The sequence below is a fragment of the Arcobacter thermotolerans genome, from assembly GCF_983172305.1.
The window spans coordinates 116,078-134,786 of record NZ_CFAFZJ010000003.1; the positions used below are offsets into that span (position 1 = coordinate 116,078).

Annotated in this window: 25 protein-coding genes; 18 read left to right on the forward strand and 7 right to left on the reverse strand. The window is 26.8% G+C overall.

Features of this window, described 5'->3' with window-relative positions; translation table 11 throughout:
• The first annotated feature begins 236 nt into the window (after positions 1-236).
• Entirely contained in the window at positions 237-1,001 is a 765-nt protein-coding gene (locus tag AC5LG6_RS03595; RefSeq protein ID WP_260898609.1) for a hypothetical protein, read from the forward strand.
• 90 nt (positions 1,002-1,091) lie between these two features.
• Here the strand turns inward: AC5LG6_RS03595 and AC5LG6_RS03600 are convergent, their stop codons facing one another.
• Both AC5LG6_RS03600 and AC5LG6_RS03605 read right to left on the reverse strand, forming a co-directional pair.
• Positions 1,092-1,283 carry a HepT-like ribonuclease domain-containing protein gene (locus AC5LG6_RS03600; RefSeq protein WP_260968463.1) on the reverse strand — a complete coding sequence of 64 codons (192 nt, stop codon included), beginning with the start codon at positions 1,281-1,283 and terminating at the stop codon, positions 1,092-1,094.
• A gap of 9 nt (positions 1,284-1,292) precedes the next feature.
• Positions 1,293-1,592 (reverse strand): nucleotidyltransferase family protein, encoded by a 300-nt coding sequence (locus tag AC5LG6_RS03605; protein ID WP_066165020.1) that lies wholly within the window; start codon positions 1,590-1,592, stop codon positions 1,293-1,295.
• Positions 1,593-1,754: 162 nt separating this feature from the next.
• On the opposite strand from AC5LG6_RS03605, the gene AC5LG6_RS03610 reads away from it, so the two are divergent.
• The 14 genes from AC5LG6_RS03610 to zupT all read left to right on the forward strand — a co-directional run bounded on the left by AC5LG6_RS03610 (position 1,755) and on the right by zupT (position 11,453).
• A complete protein-coding gene (locus AC5LG6_RS03610; protein ID WP_498585722.1) occupies positions 1,755-4,832 on the forward strand; it encodes an Eco57I restriction-modification methylase domain-containing protein in 3,078 nt (1,025 codons plus the stop codon).
• Positions 4,832-5,992 (forward strand): hypothetical protein, encoded by a 1,161-nt coding sequence (locus AC5LG6_RS03615; protein ID WP_498585723.1) that lies wholly within the window; start codon positions 4,832-4,834, stop codon positions 5,990-5,992. Before AC5LG6_RS03610 ends, AC5LG6_RS03615 begins: the two co-directional genes overlap by 1 nt.
• A 93-nt stretch (positions 5,993-6,085) precedes the next feature.
• Positions 6,086-6,511, forward strand: coding sequence for a hypothetical protein (locus AC5LG6_RS03620; protein ID WP_498585724.1), 426 nt, complete (start codon positions 6,086-6,088; stop codon positions 6,509-6,511).
• A gap of 10 nt (positions 6,512-6,521) precedes the next feature.
• Positions 6,522-6,668 carry a hypothetical protein gene (locus AC5LG6_RS03625; protein WP_320340765.1) on the forward strand — a complete coding sequence of 49 codons (147 nt, stop codon included), beginning with the start codon at positions 6,522-6,524 and terminating at the stop codon, positions 6,666-6,668.
• A gap of 53 nt (positions 6,669-6,721) precedes the next feature.
• The gene (locus AC5LG6_RS03630) at positions 6,722-6,931 is read left to right on the forward strand and encodes a hypothetical protein (protein WP_320340766.1); all 210 of its coding nucleotides are present in this window, start codon (positions 6,722-6,724) and stop codon (positions 6,929-6,931) included.
• Positions 6,932-7,002: 71 nt separating this feature from the next.
• Entirely contained in the window at positions 7,003-7,200 is a 198-nt protein-coding gene (locus AC5LG6_RS03635) for a hypothetical protein (protein WP_498585725.1), read from the forward strand.
• 373 nt (positions 7,201-7,573) lie between these two features.
• Positions 7,574-7,828, forward strand: coding sequence for a hypothetical protein (locus tag AC5LG6_RS03640; RefSeq protein WP_066175533.1), 255 nt, complete (start codon positions 7,574-7,576; stop codon positions 7,826-7,828).
• Positions 7,818-7,985, forward strand: coding sequence for a type II toxin-antitoxin system RelE/ParE family toxin (locus AC5LG6_RS03645; protein WP_260888224.1), 168 nt, complete (start codon positions 7,818-7,820; stop codon positions 7,983-7,985). The genes AC5LG6_RS03640 and AC5LG6_RS03645 overlap by 11 nt, the downstream gene beginning before the upstream one ends.
• A gap of 30 nt (positions 7,986-8,015) precedes the next feature.
• Entirely contained in the window at positions 8,016-8,249 is a 234-nt protein-coding gene (locus tag AC5LG6_RS03650) for an addiction module protein (RefSeq protein ID WP_066165006.1), read from the forward strand.
• 188 nt (positions 8,250-8,437) lie between these two features.
• The gene (locus tag AC5LG6_RS03655; RefSeq protein WP_498585726.1) at positions 8,438-9,295 is read left to right on the forward strand and encodes a virulence RhuM family protein; all 858 of its coding nucleotides are present in this window, start codon (positions 8,438-8,440) and stop codon (positions 9,293-9,295) included.
• Between the two features lie 70 nt (positions 9,296-9,365).
• Entirely contained in the window at positions 9,366-9,674 is a 309-nt protein-coding gene (locus tag AC5LG6_RS03660; protein WP_141046203.1) for a type II toxin-antitoxin system Phd/YefM family antitoxin, read from the forward strand.
• Positions 9,674-9,967, forward strand: a complete 294-nt coding sequence (locus tag AC5LG6_RS03665) for a type II toxin-antitoxin system RelE family toxin (protein WP_066153264.1) — start codon at positions 9,674-9,676, stop codon at positions 9,965-9,967. The genes AC5LG6_RS03660 and AC5LG6_RS03665 overlap by 1 nt, the downstream gene beginning before the upstream one ends.
• A gap of 28 nt (positions 9,968-9,995) precedes the next feature.
• A complete protein-coding gene (fic, locus tag AC5LG6_RS03670; RefSeq protein ID WP_498585727.1) occupies positions 9,996-10,556 on the forward strand; it encodes a protein adenylyltransferase Fic in 561 nt (186 codons plus the stop codon).
• Positions 10,557-10,607: 51 nt separating this feature from the next.
• A complete protein-coding gene (gene zupT / locus AC5LG6_RS03675) occupies positions 10,608-11,453 on the forward strand; it encodes a zinc transporter ZupT (RefSeq protein ID WP_066360462.1) in 846 nt (281 codons plus the stop codon).
• A gap of 54 nt (positions 11,454-11,507) precedes the next feature.
• On the opposite strand, the gene rpsU is transcribed toward zupT, so the two are convergent.
• The gene (gene rpsU / locus AC5LG6_RS03680; protein WP_066157053.1) at positions 11,508-11,720 is read right to left on the reverse strand and encodes a 30S ribosomal protein S21; all 213 of its coding nucleotides are present in this window, start codon (positions 11,718-11,720) and stop codon (positions 11,508-11,510) included.
• Positions 11,721-11,834: 114 nt separating this feature from the next.
• On the opposite strand from rpsU, the gene moaC reads away from it, so the two are divergent.
• Complete coding sequence (gene moaC / locus AC5LG6_RS03685) at positions 11,835-12,305, forward strand: cyclic pyranopterin monophosphate synthase MoaC (protein ID WP_498585728.1); 471 nt, start codon at positions 11,835-11,837, stop codon at positions 12,303-12,305.
• Positions 12,302-12,565 carry an HP0495 family protein gene (locus tag AC5LG6_RS03690; protein ID WP_066220894.1) on the forward strand — a complete coding sequence of 88 codons (264 nt, stop codon included), beginning with the start codon at positions 12,302-12,304 and terminating at the stop codon, positions 12,563-12,565. Before moaC ends, AC5LG6_RS03690 begins: the two co-directional genes overlap by 4 nt.
• A gap of 4 nt (positions 12,566-12,569) precedes the next feature.
• Here the strand turns inward: AC5LG6_RS03690 and AC5LG6_RS03695 are convergent, their stop codons facing one another.
• The 4 genes from AC5LG6_RS03695 to AC5LG6_RS03710 form a co-directional block, all read right to left on the reverse strand.
• The gene (locus tag AC5LG6_RS03695; protein WP_498585729.1) at positions 12,570-12,833 is read right to left on the reverse strand and encodes a hypothetical protein; all 264 of its coding nucleotides are present in this window, start codon (positions 12,831-12,833) and stop codon (positions 12,570-12,572) included.
• A gap of 32 nt (positions 12,834-12,865) precedes the next feature.
• A complete protein-coding gene (gene surE, locus AC5LG6_RS03700) occupies positions 12,866-13,654 on the reverse strand; it encodes a 5'/3'-nucleotidase SurE (RefSeq protein ID WP_260878525.1) in 789 nt (262 codons plus the stop codon).
• Entirely contained in the window at positions 13,629-17,192 is a 3,564-nt protein-coding gene (gene dnaE / locus AC5LG6_RS03705; protein WP_498585730.1) for a DNA polymerase III subunit alpha, read from the reverse strand. Before dnaE ends, surE begins: the two co-directional genes overlap by 26 nt.
• 102 nt (positions 17,193-17,294) lie before the next feature.
• The gene (locus AC5LG6_RS03710) at positions 17,295-17,837 is read right to left on the reverse strand and encodes a DJ-1 family glyoxalase III (protein ID WP_187471745.1); all 543 of its coding nucleotides are present in this window, start codon (positions 17,835-17,837) and stop codon (positions 17,295-17,297) included.
• 232 nt (positions 17,838-18,069) lie between these two features.
• Between AC5LG6_RS03710 and AC5LG6_RS03715 the strand changes: the two genes are divergently transcribed.
• The gene (locus AC5LG6_RS03715) at positions 18,070-18,708 is read left to right on the forward strand and encodes a FlgO family outer membrane protein (protein WP_498585731.1); all 639 of its coding nucleotides are present in this window, start codon (positions 18,070-18,072) and stop codon (positions 18,706-18,708) included.
• Position 18,709 lies beyond the last annotated feature (1 nt).

The following is an 18,709-nucleotide window of genomic DNA, read 5'->3' on the forward strand; positions in this document are numbered from 1 at the left end:
ATTTTGATGATTTTAAAATATCTTTGACAGATGAAGTTATAAATATTTTAACAGCTTATTCGACTAATTAATCTTTGGAGTGATTTCATTTTAAATTTACGAAGATAGCTTTATTTTTGATATACATAGTTTATTTACTTTAAAAGTTTAGGAAGTTTGGTACTAAAAAATAACAATCTATTTTTAACTTATATAGATGTAAAATAATACAATTATTTTATGGAGGCGTAAGTTCAGTGAAAGGTATAATTTTAGATTTTAAAAATGATGATAAAAATGGTTTAATTCTTGGAGAAGATGGTAATAGATATTCTTTCTTTTATGATACAGACTGGCAAAATAAAATTACCGAATTAAAAATTAATTCAGAAGTTGATTTTATTGTTAAAGATAATAAGGCAACAGAAATCTATTGCTTAAATAATAAAAATAATGATGATATTAGTTTAAATAAAAATAATATCCCATTTAAAAAAATGGATTTTGATTCTATAGAAAAAAATGGAAATGATTTATCATTTGTAAAAGATTTTAGAATAAGAATGTTTAAGTATCTAATTGTTTCAGTAGTGGTATTAGTTTTTGGATTATTTTTAATTGATAAGGGGTTAGTTTATAATTGGATTTTATATATTATTTCTTTTATATCTGGTTCTTTTTCTTTAGGGTATTTATTATCAATAATATTTCCTAAGCTTGGAATAAAAGATGAATTTTATAGGAAAGTATATTCAAAAGAATTAACTGTAATTAGTTATACTCCAGATAATCTAAATTATGAAGTGATTAAAATGATTACTATAAATTCAGAAAGTTACGAGAGTGCGAAAAAGGAACTCATTAGAAAAGCATTTAAATTAAAAGCTGATGCAATATTTAATCTTACACATAATGTAACCAACAAATCAGATATTAAAACAGTTGGTTTTAATGACAAAAGAATAAAAACTAAAATAACTACAACTCATACCTTAGGAGGAGTAGCTATAAAACTAATCTAGAATTTTCACTACTCAATTCAAATTTTTGTGAATACTTTTTAGAGTTCAAGTAGGTCAAATAAAAAAAGGCGAATATACTCAATATCCGCCTTAATTTAGCTCTTCTATTATTTTAATAGTAGTTTCAAGTAATTCATTTGCATCTTTTTTACAAATATTAAAAATTACTTCAGCATCTAAATCAAAATAGTGATGAGATAAAATATCTCTAATTCCTTTTACATTTTTCCATGGAATATTTGGATATTTTATTAGAAGTTGATTATTAGATAATTTATCAATTTTTGTTCATTATGCATATATTAAATCTTTTTGAATCATTTTTAAAAAAATAGGTTTTATATTTTTGTGTTCTCTTATAATATCTACTTTTCTATTTAAATCATTTTCTATTTGTTCTTTTATAGCTACCATATCAAATAGCGATGGTTTCATTTTTACAAAAATATCTATATCACTATTTTCTGTTGCTTCATCTCTTGCATAACTTCCAAACAGCCCAATTTTTTCAACATTATATTTATTTTTAAATTCAGAATAATGCTCTTTTAAATAATTTAAGATATTTGTTTTATCAATTTGTTTTGACACTGTTATATCTCCTTTAAAATGATATTCTGTTTGATTATATCATAAAACATTTTATAATTTTTTTTCAATCATTTATTAATATTTAATATTTCTATTTTTATCTTCTTTTTCAAAAAAAATGGTAACATTTAAGCTTAATAAAATCACACAAGGTTTCTTTTTATGTCAATGTTTCAAAAGTCAATAATAAATAGTGTAAAACAAGATGAAAGTAAAGTTGCACTTCGTTGGGCTTCATTTCAAAAGTTTTTAGAAAAAGTTGAATATATAAAAACAGTAAAAGAGGAGAAGTATCAAGATGGTTTTTTGGTAGATATTTTTGAAAACTGCTTAGGCTATACTCTTGATATGACAAATCCAAAATCTTTTAATCTTGAGAGAGAAAAGAAAAATGAAACAGATGCTAAAAAAGCAGATGGAGTGATTTATGTAGATGATAAAGTTGTAGGAGTAATTGAGCTAAAAGCTCAAGATACAAAAAATCTTGACAAAATAGAGACTCAAGCATTTAACTATCACGCTTCGCACTCAAACTCAAAATATATAATAATCTCAAATTTCGATGAGCTAAGATTTTATGTAGATAAAAAGACAGCTTATGAGAAGTTTAATCTTTTTACTCTAAATTATGAAGAGTTTAAAAAGCTTCATCTTTTAATCTCTTATGAGAGTATAAAAGATGATGTACCTTTAAAACTAAAAGAGAAATCAAACAGCTTTGAGCAAGATATATCTAAAAAACTCTACAAAGATTTTAGCCATTTTAGAACTGCTCTTTTTGAAAATATTGTAAAAAACAATCTTGGAAATGAGGCTTTAGCCTCATCTTTATTAAATGGTGAAGCTTTAAACCAACAAACACTTCTTCGCTTAACACAAAAACTATGCGACCGTATTATTTTTATACTATTTGCAGAAGATAGAGATTTACTTAGAGCAAATATGATAAAAGAGATTAGAGAGGAGTTTATAAATCAAAAGTTTACAAACTACTCTTTATATGATATTTATAAATTCTACTTTGATGCTATAAACAAAGGAAACGATAAACTACAAATTCCTCAATACAACGGTGGACTTTTTGCCACAGATTTGCTTCTTGATAGTTTGATTATAGATGATTTTATTTTAGATGAAAATGCACAAATACTATCTAACTATGATTTTGCTAGTGAAATATCTGTAAATATTTTGGGACATATTTTTGAGCAATCTTTAACAGACCTTGAAGAGCTTCAAGCAAATATAGAAAATATTGATTTTGATAAAACAAAATCAAAAAGAAAAAAAGATGGTGTATTTTATACACCTGAATATATCACAAGATATATTGTAGAAAACACTCTTGGTAAAATGTGTAGTGAGAAAAGAGAAGAACTCTTAATCGGAAATGGGATTTTAACCCCATCAAACCCAAAAAAACTAACAAAACAAGAGCAACAAACAAAAGAGAACCTGCAAGAGTATAAAAACTGGCTTCTAAATCTAAAAATCCTAGACCCAGCTTGTGGAAGTGGAGCTTTTTTAAATCAAGCTTTGGAATACTTAATATCTGAACACAAAAATCTTCAAAATGATTTGGCTTTGATGGGAGATTTGTTTGCTTCATATATGGTAGAAGAGGAGATTTTGGAAAATAATCTTTATGGTGTAGATATAAATGAAGATGCTGTAGAGATAGCAAAGCTAAGTTTGTGGCTACGAACTGCAAAAAGAGGAAGAGCTCTTACAAAGCTAGCAGACAAGATAGTTTGTGCAAACTCACTTTTAGAAATGCCATTTAGTGAAAATAGTTTTGATGTGGTTATTGGAAATCCACCTTATGTAAGACAAGAAGCTATAAAAGAGCAAAAAGAAGCTTTGAGCAAAATCTATAAAGTTTATCATGGAAGTGCAGATTTATATGTTTATTTTGTTGAATTAGGATTAAAGTTACTTAAAAATAATGGATTGTTTAGTTACATTTTTCCAAATAAGTGGCTAAAAACTTCTTATGGAAAACCTTTAAGACAGTTTTTAAAAACTTATAATATTCAATCAATCATTGATTTTGGTGATTTACAAATTTTTGAGGGTGCAACTACATATCCTTTAATTTTAACAATTTCAAATAGTAATCAAAATGAATATTTTAAAAGTTATCAATTAAAAGAAATAAATGAAGATTTAAATAATATTATTGGAGTTAACGGAAAGAATTTTTTATTTAAAGAGCTTGATGATAATGGGTGGAATATATTTGAAACTAATCTACTTCAAAAATTATATGATAATTCAATAACTCTTGATATTTATACAAATGGAAATATTAATAGAGGGATTATGACTGGATTTAACGATGCTTTTGTTATTGATGAAAAAACAAAAATAGAACTTCTAAATGAAGATAATAATTCTGAGAAAATTATTAAACCTTTTCTTATTGGAAAAGATATTCAAAGATATAAAAATTCAAAAATAGATAAATGGTTGTTATATATTCCTTGGGATATAAAAATAGATGAGTATCCTGCAATATATAAATATTTGGAAAAATTTAAAACAAATTTAGAAAATAGACCAGAAGTTAAACAAGGAAGATATCCTTGGTATGCACTTAGTAGATATGGGAGTAAATATGTTGATGATTTTGAAAAATCAAAAATTATATATTTAGTTTTTCAAGTTAGTCCTGCATTTACAATGAATAAAAATAATGCTTATTGTAATAATGCTACTTTTATATTTCCAAAAGAAGATTATTTTTTATTAGGAATATTAAATTCAAAACTTGGCTGGTTTTTAATTTCCAATATATGTACTAAAATACAAGGAGGGTATCAATTAATTTATGATTATTTTAAGAAAATACCTATTAAATTATATTCAGATGATAAAAAAGATTATTTTGAAAAAAGAGTGAAAGAAATTTTTATTATTAATGAAAAATTACAAGAAACAAAACAAAACTTTATAAATGAATTAAATCTTGAAAAAGTTCCTACAAAGCTACAAAAATTTGAAGAGCTAGATTTTGATGATTTTGTAAAAGAGTATGCAAAAGCAAAAAAACTAAAATTTGCTGATAAATTAGAAGAACGAAATTTCAAAAATGAGTGGCAAAGACTTTTTGAAAATGACAAAAAAGAAGTTTTAGAAATCCAAAATCAAATCAATATTACAGATAAAGAAATCGACCAAATGGTTTATAAACTTTATGATTTAACTCCTGATGAGATTAAAATTGTGGAGGGCTTATAATGTTTGGTTCGCTGCAAAATAGAAAAGGAACTAAGTTGCCTGAAAAATTTAATTTTGGACATGAATTAAGTTTTTTGTTGCACGATATTATGACAAGTTTATTTGAAACTGCTAAACAAACAAATATGTTTTCAGTAAACATAGATATTTATGAAGATGAATATAAGAAATTTTTAGAAAATTCAGAAGATATTGGTGAATGGATAGTTAATACTAAAGAGAAAAATAAAAGTGCAAAAGTATTAAAAACAATAGTGTTTCCAGCTTTATTATCTGATATGTTACACTGTTTCTATGAAGCTCTTGAAACATCAAGAAAAGGAAAATTAACAATTTCTTATATGCTTATTAGAAAACCTTTGCAAGAAAGTTTATATTTATTAGAAGATATTGTTTTAAGTGAGTTAAATTTTTCAGATAAATTTAAGAAAAATGCAGAAAGCTCTAAATTAGAACCGTCAGAATATAAAAAAAACTTAAAACATCTTGAATTTAGTTCAGCTGGTGGAAAAGAGGGGCATGCAAAAAGAATAGAAAAAATATTTGAAATTATGAGTTCTAATTTTGGATTAAGTCCAGAATATATAGCACAATTAAGATACGACAAATCAAGTGAAGATAGTTTTGATATAATTTGTAATAAAGCAATGCATCTATTCACAACTCATGAAAAGATTTTTACTGAGCCATTAAATATAAATATGATATTTTCAGGTTATTCTCAATTTGAAACCCAATGGGCATATTTATATAGTAGATTACCTTATTTATTATTTTATACTTGGATAATTGTAGAATATTTAACAAATAGCATTATAGAAACTTCTCAAGAATATTTAGATGATATTAGAAGAAGAATATCAGCATTAATTATTTTATGGTGGAATGAAATAGATATTTTTTATAAAAATGAAGAACTTGAGAAATTTGTAAAATTTCAAGAAGAATGGTTAAATAATCATTGCTTAAAAAATGGCTACAAAATTCCAACAAAGAATAATTTAATAAAAATGTTTAAAAATGGTTCTTTTCCAAATGAGAGTAAAAATTCAATTAAACAAAGATTAAATAGATATCAAGATATTTATAAAATAAATCTTTTAGATGCAAAATATTATGAAAAAGATGTAAATTTTAAAATTATTGATAATAATAAATAAAATACAAAATCAAATTTAATTACAAAATGCAATATTTCTTTGAAGTTTCTTTCATTTATGATAGTATATGAAAAATTATACTTAGGAACATTTATGAGCAATGGAATAGAAAATAAATTTCGTTCAGAAGAATTGCACAAAGTAGCTTTATCTTCTTTTGTGCAAGGTAGCTATGAATTAGATAGAACAATATTAAATCTTTCGGTAGGAAGTTTAGGTTTTATTTTAACTTTCGCAACAACTTTTAAATATTCAAATTGTATTTTAAGTTTTTTTATAATTATAACTTTTTTAATTTCATTATTCGGTTTTGGATTTACTGTTTACAAATTATTAGATGTTTTTAAATTAAATAAAGAATATTTTAAAAAAATTATATCAGATGAGAATGAACAAGATATTTTAGAACTAGAGAATAGAATGCAAAAAATTGATTTTTTAACATCAAGAGTATTTAAAATTTCCATACTTTTTTCATCAATATTTATCTTATTAATAGTAATACAAAAAAATCTATAAAGGAGGTAAAATGTCTAATAAAAAAACTATAACATATTGTCAAGATAGTGCTAGTGGACTTTATAGTTCAAGTAAAAAAAATATTGTACAAGAAGTAAAGCCTGTAGTTAATAATAATTCAATAAAGAATGATAAAAATGATAAAAAACAAAATTAAAATTGTAATGTTTTTTTTGAAATTTATAAATTTAAGAAAGGAGGTAATAACAAATGGCAAGAGATAAAGCAAGAGATGATAAGTTTTTTAACTGTAAACAAGAGCATGAAGATGGATATGTAGCTGGACTATATGGTTCAAATAAAGATAAGGTATCTGCTTTTTTATCTAAGAAATGTTCTGACAATATAATCAAATATTCAACTCATAAAGAAGTATATAGTTTAATAAAAGAAGAATTAGGTTATTCATTACCTAATTAATTTTTACACATTCTCATCATTTTTTGATGGGAATGTTAAATAGCCTTATAAGCACAAAAGGTTTAATGTGTATGATTAATCAAAAAATATTATCTTCTTTTGAACATGATTTAAAACTATATCCAAATAGTAAAATTTCTGAAATACATAAAAGAATGGGAGATTTTGATTTAAATTATTTACGAAGAGTTATTTATAAAATGTATGATGAAGGTGAAATAAATAGATCTGGAGAAAAGAAAAATATGGTTTATTTTATTGGCAAATAAAAAACAAATTTTCTCTAAAAAATAAAACAAATTTATTGAAATAGCTATTTTATGGGCACTTTATATAAATATTTTATTTTATTAAAAAAACAAATTATCAATAAATATAAAAAAAGAGAATTAAAATATATCAAATTAAATAGTTTTAACAAATAATGTAAAAAAATAAAACACTACGATTTAACTTCTGATGAGATAAAAATTGTAGAAGGCATTTAGTGGCAATTTTCGGAAATGGACTTTAAAATTTGGAAATGGGACTTCAGTCCCATTAATAAAACAAATGGTGGGACTGAAGTCCCACTTCCAAAGCATCTAAAATATAAAAATCAAATATGATATAATCCAAAACTTGATTTAAAAAGGATTTTTTATGAAAACTTTAACAATAGATATTCAAGATAGTTTTTTGAAAGAGTTTCTAAACTTTGTACAAAAAAATCAAAATAAAATATTAGTTCGAAATAGTAGCGATTATGAAGATATATATTTTGATGATAGAAAAAAACAACTTCAAAAAATAAGAGAAGATATAAAAGATGGCAAAGAAAAGCTTTATTCAATAGATGAGTTTGAGAAAAGATTTGATTTATTTGAAAAAGAAATAGATAAAAAATATGCAAATTAAACTTTCAAATAATTTTGAAAAAAATTTATATATTATTTATGAATTTATATCAAAAGATAAATTATCTGCTGCACAAAATTTCAAAAAAGAACTTTTAAAAACTATTAAAGCATTATCAGATTTTCCTCTAAAATATAGAAAATCAAATATGATATAATCAGCAACTTAATTTAAAAAAGGATTTAAAATGTTGGCATTAAATCAAAAACAACTATTAGATGAAGTAGAACTTTTACCAATAGATATAAAAACAAAAATTGTTGATAAAATATTATCTAGCTTAAATCCAACAGATAAAACAATAACTGATTTATGGATAAAAGAGGCAAAAGAGCGAAAAAATCAAATTGAATTAAATCAAACAGAGCTTATAAATGGAGATGAAGTTTTTAGAAAAATTGCTAAAAAGTTTGATAAATAAAATACTCTTTTCATTTTGAAGCAGAAATAGAGTTAAATAGCTATATTGTTAGTATTTTTTGTAGTAAACCTTAACTACAAAAATCTTTAAAATATAAAAATCAAATTTAATTACAAATTGTAATATTCCTTTCCCCTTTTACTCTTTTTTGCTAAGATTTAAAAAATCTTCAAGAAAGAGGAAACAAAATGCAAGATTTATCAAATTTAGTGGTTTACAATGATGGTGAACTAGAACTTAAAGTTTCGGTTGATAGTGAAACAATTTGGCTAACACAATTACAAATGTCTCAGTTATTTGATACAAGTACAGATAATGTTGGTTTGCACTTAAAGAATATATATTTAGAAAAAGAGCTAGATGAGAATTCAACTACCGAGTTTTTCTCGGTAGTTCGAAAAGAAGGAAATAGATTAGTAAAAAGAGAACTTAAGCATTATAATTTAGATGTAATTATTTGTGTTGGGTATAGAGTAAGCTCTTTAAGAGCTACAAAATTCAGACAATGGGCAACATCTGTGTTAAAAAACTATATTCAAAATGGATATGCGATAAATAATCACAAAATTACAGAACAAAGGCTTTTTGCACTTGAAAATGATATGCAATTTATAAAATCAAAAATAAAAAACAACTCTTTGGAATTTAATCAAAACATCTTTTTTGATGGGCAAATTTACGATGCTTACAGTTTTGTAAATGATTTGCTAAAACTAGCAAAAGAAGAAGTTATATTAATAGATAACTATATTGATGAGACAGTTTTTACTCTTTTTTCTAAATATCCAAATATAAATTTCACAATCTATACTTCAACAATTTCAAAACAGCTAAAACTAGATTTCGAAAAATATTCAAAACAATATAAAAATATCTCTCTAAAAACTTTTAAATCTAGCCACGATAGATTTTTAATTATCGATAAAAAAGAGATTTATCATTTGGGAGCAAGTTTGAAAGATTTGGGTAAAAAATGGTTTGCCTTTTCAAAGATGAGTTTGAACTCTTTAAATTTAGATGATATTTTACATAAGCTAGAAGTGTAAAAATCAAATATTTATATATTTTTTATGGTAAATTTACTATAATATTTCATATTAAATTTAGGAGTAAATTATGGTAAGTTATACACAAAATGAACTTTTATCAATTACAGATTTCACAAAACAAATAAGCAAAATCCTAACAGATGTAAAAGAGAGAAGCTTAGAAAAAGTCGGAATTTTAAAAAACAATCGACTTGAAGCAGTCGTTATCTCTACACAAGAGTATGAAAAACTAAAAAAACTTGAAAAGTTTTTAGAATATTTGGAGCATAAAGAGATTTTTGAAGTTGTGGAACAAAGAAAAAAAGAGCCAAAAGACAGTTATATCTCTTTGGAAGATATGGCAAAGAAACTAAATATAAATTTGGATAACTTATAATGTATTCTTTAAAACTTCATGATAAAGTTTATGATGATTTAAAAGTTTTAGATAATGCTTTGGTTATCAAAGTATTTAAAAAATTAAAACAAATTCAACAATCTCCACAAATAGGTGAAAACCTTGGAAATAAAAATGGTATGAATTTAAGTGGATTTAAAAAAGTTTATATTGATAAGAAAAGAGTGAGAATAGTTTTCGAAGTGCAAGATGATATTTTGACAATTTACACTATTGCTGTTGGGCAAAGAGATGATATGGAAGTATATAAAAAAGCCTTTGATAGGCTTTAAAAACAAATATCTAAAATAAAGGCTAAAGATGAAAAATATAGACAAAGAAAGTTTAGAAAAAGCATACAAATTATTTGAAAGTTGTGATATAGATAATATTGAAATTGGAACATTAAAAGGCTTACAACAAATACATAAATATCTTTTTGATGGACTATATGATTTTGCTGGTGAACTAAGAGAACTAAATATCTCAAAAGGTGGATTTAGATTTGCAAATAGTTTATATCTAAAAGAGATATTACCAAAAATAGAGCAAATGCCACAAAGCAATTTTAAAGAGATTATTGAAAAATATGTTGAAATGAACATAGCTCATCCATTTTTAGAAGGAAATGGTAGAACTATGAGAATATGGCTAGATATGATACTAAAAAAAGAGCTTAAAAAAGTTGTTGATTGGCAAAATGTTCCTAAAGAGTTATATCTTCAAGCAATGGAAAGAAGCCCTATAAATGATTTAGAAATAAGAACACTCTTAAGTGAAAATTTAACTCCTAAAATAGATGATAGAGAAGTTATTTTTAAAGGAATTGAACAATCTTACTACTACGAAGGATATGAGATTTTAAATAAGCTAGAAGTGTAAAAATCAAATATGATATAATCCAAATTTTAAAAAATAAATCATAGGTAATTTATGCAAGACATCTCACTTGAAACCTTTCTTTTCGCTGCAATGCTAACTTTTTTCGCAGGATTTGCTACATCTATTGGTGCTATTTTGGCATTTTTCTCAAAAAAAGATAACTACTTTATTTTATCAATTGGTATGGGATTTTCAGCTGGAGTTATGATTTATGTATCTTTTATGGAGATTTTAGTTAAATCAAGAGAATCTTTTACCAATCTCTATGAAAATCCTATTACAGGAGAATTTTTAACAATAATTTGCTTTTTTATAGGAATAATTTTAACAGCCTTTATAGATAAAGTAATTCCAGAGGATTTAAATCCACACGAACCAAAAAGCGACAATCAGCTTCAAGAGTTAAAACCAGATACAAAATCTTCACTAATAAGAAATTCAAAGCTAAGAAGAACAGGAATTTTCACAGCAATCGCAATAGCAATTCACAACTTTCCAGAAGGTTTTGCTACATTTGTTTCAGCTTTGGAAAACCCAACAGTTGGTATTACAATCGCATTTGCAATAGCAATTCACAATATTCCAGAAGGAATGGCAGTATCTTTACCAATCTATCACGCAACTGGAGAGAAGAAAAAAGCATTTTGGTATGCAACACTTTCAGGACTAGCTGAACCTCTTGGTGCTGTTGTTGGGTTTTTCTTGCTTCTTCCTTTTATGGGAGATGCTACTTTGGCAATTGTTTTTGGAATTGTTGCTGGAATTATGGTTTATATATCTTTTGATGAGCTTTTACCAGCTTCAAGAGTTTATGGAAATGCTCATACTACAATAGTTGGTATCTCTTTGGGAATGTTTGTTATGGCTATTAGTTTAGTGTTATTTAAGTTAATCTAAATAAAAAAAGCCCAATTCCTAAGAACTGGGCTTTTACTTGGAAAATAATAAATCTTATAATCTAGATTCGTATCTTCTAAGCATATATAATTTTTTAAGCATTTTCTTTCTAGCAGAAATTTTTTGTTTTTTTCTGATTTCAGTCATTGGTTCAAAATATCTTCTAGCTCTTGTTTCTGTAACTATAAGGTTTCTATCACATTGCTTTTTAAATCTTCTATACGCTTCGTCAAAAGATTCATTATCTCTAACTTTAATGCCTGGCACTAAAATCACCCACTTTCTTTTTAAATTTGAGCTTGGATTATAATTAAATAAACTTAATTCCTATTTAATCTATATTAGAATAGAATAATTTTTTTAAATATTAAGGAATATATTATGAATTTAACACATATTGATGATAATAATAGACCAAAAATGGTAGATGTTTCAGGAAAAAATGAGACACATAGAATTGCAGTTGCAAGTGGAAAGATTACTATGAGTAAAGAGGCTTATGATGCAATTATTGGAAATGTTGTTAAAAAAGGTCCAGTTTTACAAACGGCCGTAATAGCAGCAATTATGGGGACAAAAAAGACAAGCGAATTAATACCTATGTGCCATCCTTTACTTTTGAATGGAATTAACTGTGATATAGAAGAGTTACCACAAACAAATAGTTTTAAACTTTTTGTTACAGCAAAATTAAATGGGCAAACAGGTGTTGAGATGGAAGCTTTAACAGGTGTTAGTGTTGGACTTCTTACAATTTATGATATGGTAAAGGCTATTGATAAAAGTATGATAATTTCAGATATTCAGCTTGAAAGTAAAAGCGGTGGAAAAAGTGGAGATTTTAAAAGATGATAGATTTAAGTGATAAAAAATTAGAGTTAAACTACCCTTGTAGTTGGGAATACAAACTTGTTGTTTTGGAAACTTGTAATATTAAAAAATGTGTAAAAGAGGTTATTTTTGAACGAGAACATAACTTAAAACCATCAAAAACTAGTTCAAAAGGTAAATTCAAAAGTTATAGTTTGGAGATGCTAGTACACAATGATGATGATAGAACTGAGATTTTTAGACTATTAGGTGAGCACAGTGATATAAAAATGGTGTTGTAGATTTTTATAAATCTACTAACTCCCTTTTAAAAATCTCTTGATTTAATTTTTTAATAGCAGTTTGGTAGATTTTTTCTACCTCTTTTGTATCTTCTTCTTTTAAAAGAGTTTTTATTTCATCTATATCTTTACCCTCTTCAAAAGCTATGAAAGTTTTGTACTCTCTTTTTGTAAATTTTCGTTTTAATACTTCTTGAAGTTCATCTTCATTTTTTAGAGTTCCTACAAGTTTTGTTATATGTTTTGTAATTGAATTTTTGAAATTCATAGTTTGACTTTCCTTTGTTTAATTTTTGTTTTTTATTTTTCTAGCCAATTTTCCAAATTTTTTATATCGCTATGAGATGTCATATCTAGCATTATTGGACTGATTGATACATAGCCATTTTTTATAGCTTCAAAGTCACAAGAACTATCAAGACTAGGTTTCCATCTTAATGGATGAAGTCCTATCCAATAATACTCTTCACCTCTTGGATTTGTATGTCTATGTGCATCATTTCCATACTCTCTATATCCAGCTTTTGTGATTTTTACACCTTTGCAATCTTTTACTTTTAAAGGTGGAATATTAACATTTAAAAACTTTCTTTCAGCTAGTGGGAAAGAGCCATTTTTTATTCTAGCTATAAGATCTAAAATTACCTTACAAGCTAGCTCAAAATCCCAATCAACAACAATACTTCTGCACATATCTTTACAAACTTGAGATATGGCAATTGCTGGAACTCCATGAATTACAGCCTCCATTGCAGCACTTGCTGTTCCACTATATGTGATATCTTCTCCCATATTTGCACCAATATTTATACCACTTATTACCAAATCAGGTCGGTAACCATTTTTAAAAAGGTGACCTAAAGATAAGTATATACAATCTGTTGGTGTTGCATCATCTATTTTATAGTATTCATCATCAACGCTTATAAGTCGTAATGGCTTATCTAAAGTTAAAGAGTGACCACATGCTGATTTGTTTTTTGCAGGTGCTACTACCATTACTTTTGCTATTGGTGTTAAAGCTTTTATTAAAGCTTTAAGTCCTACGGCATCATATCCATCATCATTTGTTAATAGAATTTTCATCATCTATTATATATGCTCCTTTTATATTGTGAATTAGTTTTTCAACTGCATTTGATACTTTTATACCACTTTCAAGCTCTAGGTCTGCTAATTTGGATTTTATTATTATCTTTAGCTCTCTTTTTCCTTGATTATTTATTATTAAATCAAATAAACTATAAATAGAGTTTTCATCTTCTGAAAATGGAAGAGCTACAGTTAATGGTGGCTCTTCTATCTCTTTTGCCTTAATTTTTATTTTCTCTTTTTGGGCATCAAAAATAGTCTCTATTTTTAAAACACTCATTCTTGTAAATTGGTCATTTTTTGAGATTCTAACTTTAAACGCTATTGGTTCATTTAAATCAAAATTCTCTTGAAGTTCTTTTAATTTATCTTCAAAAAGCATAAATTCAACAGTTCCATGAAAATCCAAAATTGATACAATTCCAAATTTAGAACCTTTTTTTGATATTTTCTCAGATATTGTTTCAATTTTTCCAACAATTAAAATCTGGCTACCATCTGCTATTTCATCTATTTGTGAAGATAAAGTGTAGTTTATCTTTTCTATTTTATCTTTGTACTCATCAAGAGGATGACCTGAAACATAAAAACCAAGACTTGCTTTTTCAAGTTCTAAAATCTCTTTTTTTGAATATTCAGGCAAATTATCAAGTTCAATTTCTATATTTGTAAGCTCAGTACTATCTCCAAACAAAGAACCAGATGACATTTTTTTTGCATTTGAAGCTTTTGAAGCGCCATCAACTATTTTTTCTATTTGACTTAGAAGTGCATTTCTTGAGTATCCAAAACTATCAAAAACTCCTGCTTTTGCTAAAGATTCTATAACTCTTTTATTAACTTTACTAGCATCTATTCTTGATACAAAGTCTGATAGATTTTTAAAATCTCCATCTTCTCTTGCATTTAATATTGAGTTTATAGCAACATCTCCAGCACCTTTAATTGCGCCCATTCCAAACATAACAACTTCTCTATTATCTACAACTCTTGCTGAAAATACTAAATCAGATTTATTTATATCAGGAGCAAATAGCTCAAGTCCTAATCTTTTTACTTCATCAACATACCTTACAACTTTATCTGTATTATCTTTTTCCAAAGTTAATAAAGCAGCCATAAATTCTGCTGGATAGTAACATTTTAAGTATGATGTATAGAATGTTATTAGAGCATATGCTGCTGAGTGAGATTTATTAAATCCATATCCAGCAAATTTTACAATCAAATCAAAAAGTTCCTCTGCATAGGCTTTTGTAAATCCTTTTTGCTCTGCACCAGAAGCAAATTGACCTTTTAGCTTATCCATCTCCTCTTTGATTTTTTTACCCATAGCACGTCTTACTAAATCAGCTCCTCCTAAAGAGAAACCTCCAACACTTTGAACAATTTGCATAACTTGCTCTTGATAAACAATAACTCCATAAGTATTTTCTAAAATAGGTTTTAGTGCAATTTCTAGTTCATCATGGAAGTAATCAATTTTTGCACGCCCGTGTTTTCTCTCTATAAAGTCATTTAGCATTCCAGATTCCATAGGTCCTGGCCTATAAAGTGCAAGAACGGCTACAATATCCTCAAAATTTGATGGTTTTAATCTTTTACATAAATCTTGCATACCATCAGATTCTATTTGAAATAGTCCTAAAGTATCTCCTGTTTGGATTAAATCATAAACACCTTTATCATTTACATCAACAGTTGCAAAATCTATTTTTTTACCATGTCTTTGTTCTATTAATTTTAAAGCTTCATCAATAACTGTAAGGGTTTTAAGTCCAAGAAAGTCGAATTTAATTAAGTCTACATCTTCAATATATTTTCCATTGTATTGAGTTGCAAGAGTATCAAGTCCGCTTGGTTTAAAAAGAGGAGTTTTATTCCAAAGTGGTTCATTTGAGATAACCACTCCAGCTGCATGAGTTCCAGCATTTCTATTTAATCCCTCTAAAGCAAGAGCATATTCCCAAACTCTAGCTGCAAGGGGATCTGTTTCGCAAAGTTCTTTGATTTTTGGCTCTTTCTCCCAAGAGTTTTTTAAATCAATTCCTAACTCATCAGGAATTAGTTTTGCCATAGCATCAGCTTTTGCATAAGGCATATCTAAAACTCTTGCAACATCTCGTATAACTCCTTTTGCCAAAAGTTTACCAAAAGTTATAATTTGTGCAACGTTTGCTCGTCCATATTGATTTACAACATAATCGATAATCTCACCACGACGGCTTTGGCAAAAGTCCATATCAATATCGGGCATACTTACCCGCTCTGGATTTAAAAATCGCTCAAAAAGTAAACCATAAGGAATAGGGTCAATATCCGTAATTTTAAGACTATATGCAACTAAACTTCCAGCAGCCGATCCTCTTCCTGGACCTACAGGAATTTGCATATCTTTTGCAACTTTCACAAAATCCCAAACGATTAACATATATCCTGGGAATTTCATATTATTAATAATTTCTATTTCTGTTTCTAATCTATCTTTATACTCTTGATGTTTATTTTTGGGAACTAGTTTTAATCTATCTTCTAAACCTTTTCTGCACTCAAATGCAAATAAAACCTTATCATTTTCTAAAGAGTACTCATTTTGTGGTTCAGGAATATCTATATTTAACTCTTTTAATTTATCTCTTGTAAATTTAAAGTTTGGTGGTGTTGGATTTCCTAGCTTGATTGTAAGATTACATTTATCAGCTATTTCTTGAGTAGCTTCTATAGCTTCAGGAATATCTGCATAGAGCTTATATATTTGCTCTTGTGATTTTAAGTAAAACTCATGAACACTATGTCTTAATCTATTTGGGTCGTCATAGAGTTTATTCATAGCAATACACATAAAAGCTTCATGAGCATCGGCATCTTTTTGTTCTAAATAGTGTGTATCATTTGTCGCAACAACTTTTATTCCAGTCTCAGCAGAGATTCTTAAAATCTGGTCATCTACAAAATGCTGGTCACCAATACCGTGCCTCATAATTTCTAAATAAAAATCATCACCAAATATCTCTTTGTATTCAAGTGCTACTTTTTTTGCCTCTTCATAACCTTTTGCACCATTTTTAACATTTCGTTCATTTTGAGTATTTAGATGCCAGTTTACCTCTCCTTGTAAACAAGCAGCACTACAAACAAGACCTTCAGAATGGTTTTTTAAAAGCTCTTTATTTATTCTAGGATAGTAGTAAAACCCATTTATATAGGCTTGAGAACTAAGATACATAAGATTTTTATAACCTATCTCATCTTTTGCATATAAGCATAAGTGAAACCTTTGTCTATTTGTTTTGTCTCCTAAATCTTCGCTATTGTGAATATATGCTTCCATTCCAATGATTGGTTTTATCCCCTCATTTTTCATTGCATTATAAAAATCTATTGCTCCAAACATATTTCCATGGTCAGTCATAGCAACACTTTTCATGCCAAACTCTTTTAGTTTTTTTGCAAGAGGTTTTATTTTGTTTGCACCATCAAGTAGTGAATATTCTGTATGTAAGTGTAAATGTGTAAATTGTGGTATTTGTGACATATTTTATAAATCTTCTATTTTATTTTTTAACTAAAGATTCTATCTAAAATTTGTTTTTGAAGTAATTAAAAGTTTGTAAGCCTTAAATAAAGGCTTACAAACTTATGCTAGAAGACCTGTTTTAATTTGGTGATAAATATCATTACCTTTTAAAGTTTTTACAATTTCAAGTGCAAAATCAATAGCAGTTGCTGGTCCTCTTGATGTGATTACATTATTATCAGTAACCACATTTTTATCATTTTGGTAGCCATCATCTTTTATCTTTTTTTCAAAACTTGGATAGCAAGTATAGTTTTGATTTAAAACTCCTGCTTTGTGAAGTGCATAAGGCGCTGCACAAATAGCTCCAATTTTTTTGTTTTTCTCTTCAAACTCTTTTAAAAGTCTTTGAACATCTTTATCTTCAGCCAAAGTAAAAGCATTTGGAAGACCACCTGGAAGAACTATCATATCAAAATCACTTGATTTTACTTCATCAATTTTCTTATCCATCTCAATTTTTATATTATGAGCACCAATTAAAACTTTATCTTCAACCCCAGCAGTCACAACTTCTATTCCTGCTCTTCTGCAAATATCAATAACTGAAATTGCCTCTATCTCTTCAAATCCATTTGCTATTGGAACTAAAATTTTTGCCATAAATTATCCTTTTTTAAATAGTTCCTATTTAAAAAGGAACTAATATTTTTTAACTACTTTTAACACAATTTATAAAAAATTGTTAAAGTAGCAAATCCTAAAGGGCTTCAAGAATGAAGCTTAACTCAAAATTGAAGTTTATTATATTGAAATTTGGTTTATATAAGCTTTTATAAAGGATATATAAGTAAATTTTAAATAAAATCTTAAGAATTTAAAAAGGGGATTGTAAATGTCTAAACAGATTTTAAAATTTGCTATTTTTGTATGTTTTATAACTATTCTTGCAGGATGTACTCAAAAAAACAAAGAGGTACAAACTGAATCAGATAAGGTAAATCAGATGAAAGATGGTATGAATGTTGCGAACTATAAACAAGAAAATATTACAGTTCAAAATAGTTTAGAAGCAACTATATCATCTCTTGCAACACAGATGATGGTAAATAAAAAACTTGATACTAGTAAGCCATTAATTGTAACTTCTTTTGTAAGATTAGATCAATTCAAAACAACTTCAGAGTTTGGAAGAGTTGTTGGTGAAAGTATGATTGATGAGTTATCTAATAGAGGATTTAATCTAATTGAGTTTAGAGGACAAATGGCTATTTCAATTAACGATAAAGGTGAGTATTTTTTAAGTAGAAAACCACATGAGTTAAAAAAAGAGGTTCCTAGTACTTATGTTGTTGTTGGTACTTACTCAAGACAAAATGGAAAAGTTATTTTAAATGCAAGAGTTATTGATAACATAACTGGTAAAGTAATAACAAGTGCAAGATCTACTTATGTTCATGGATTAGCTCATGATTGTACAATGTTTGGAGATTGTCCCCCTATGAGAACTATAAAAATTGTAAAAGAGAAGTAGT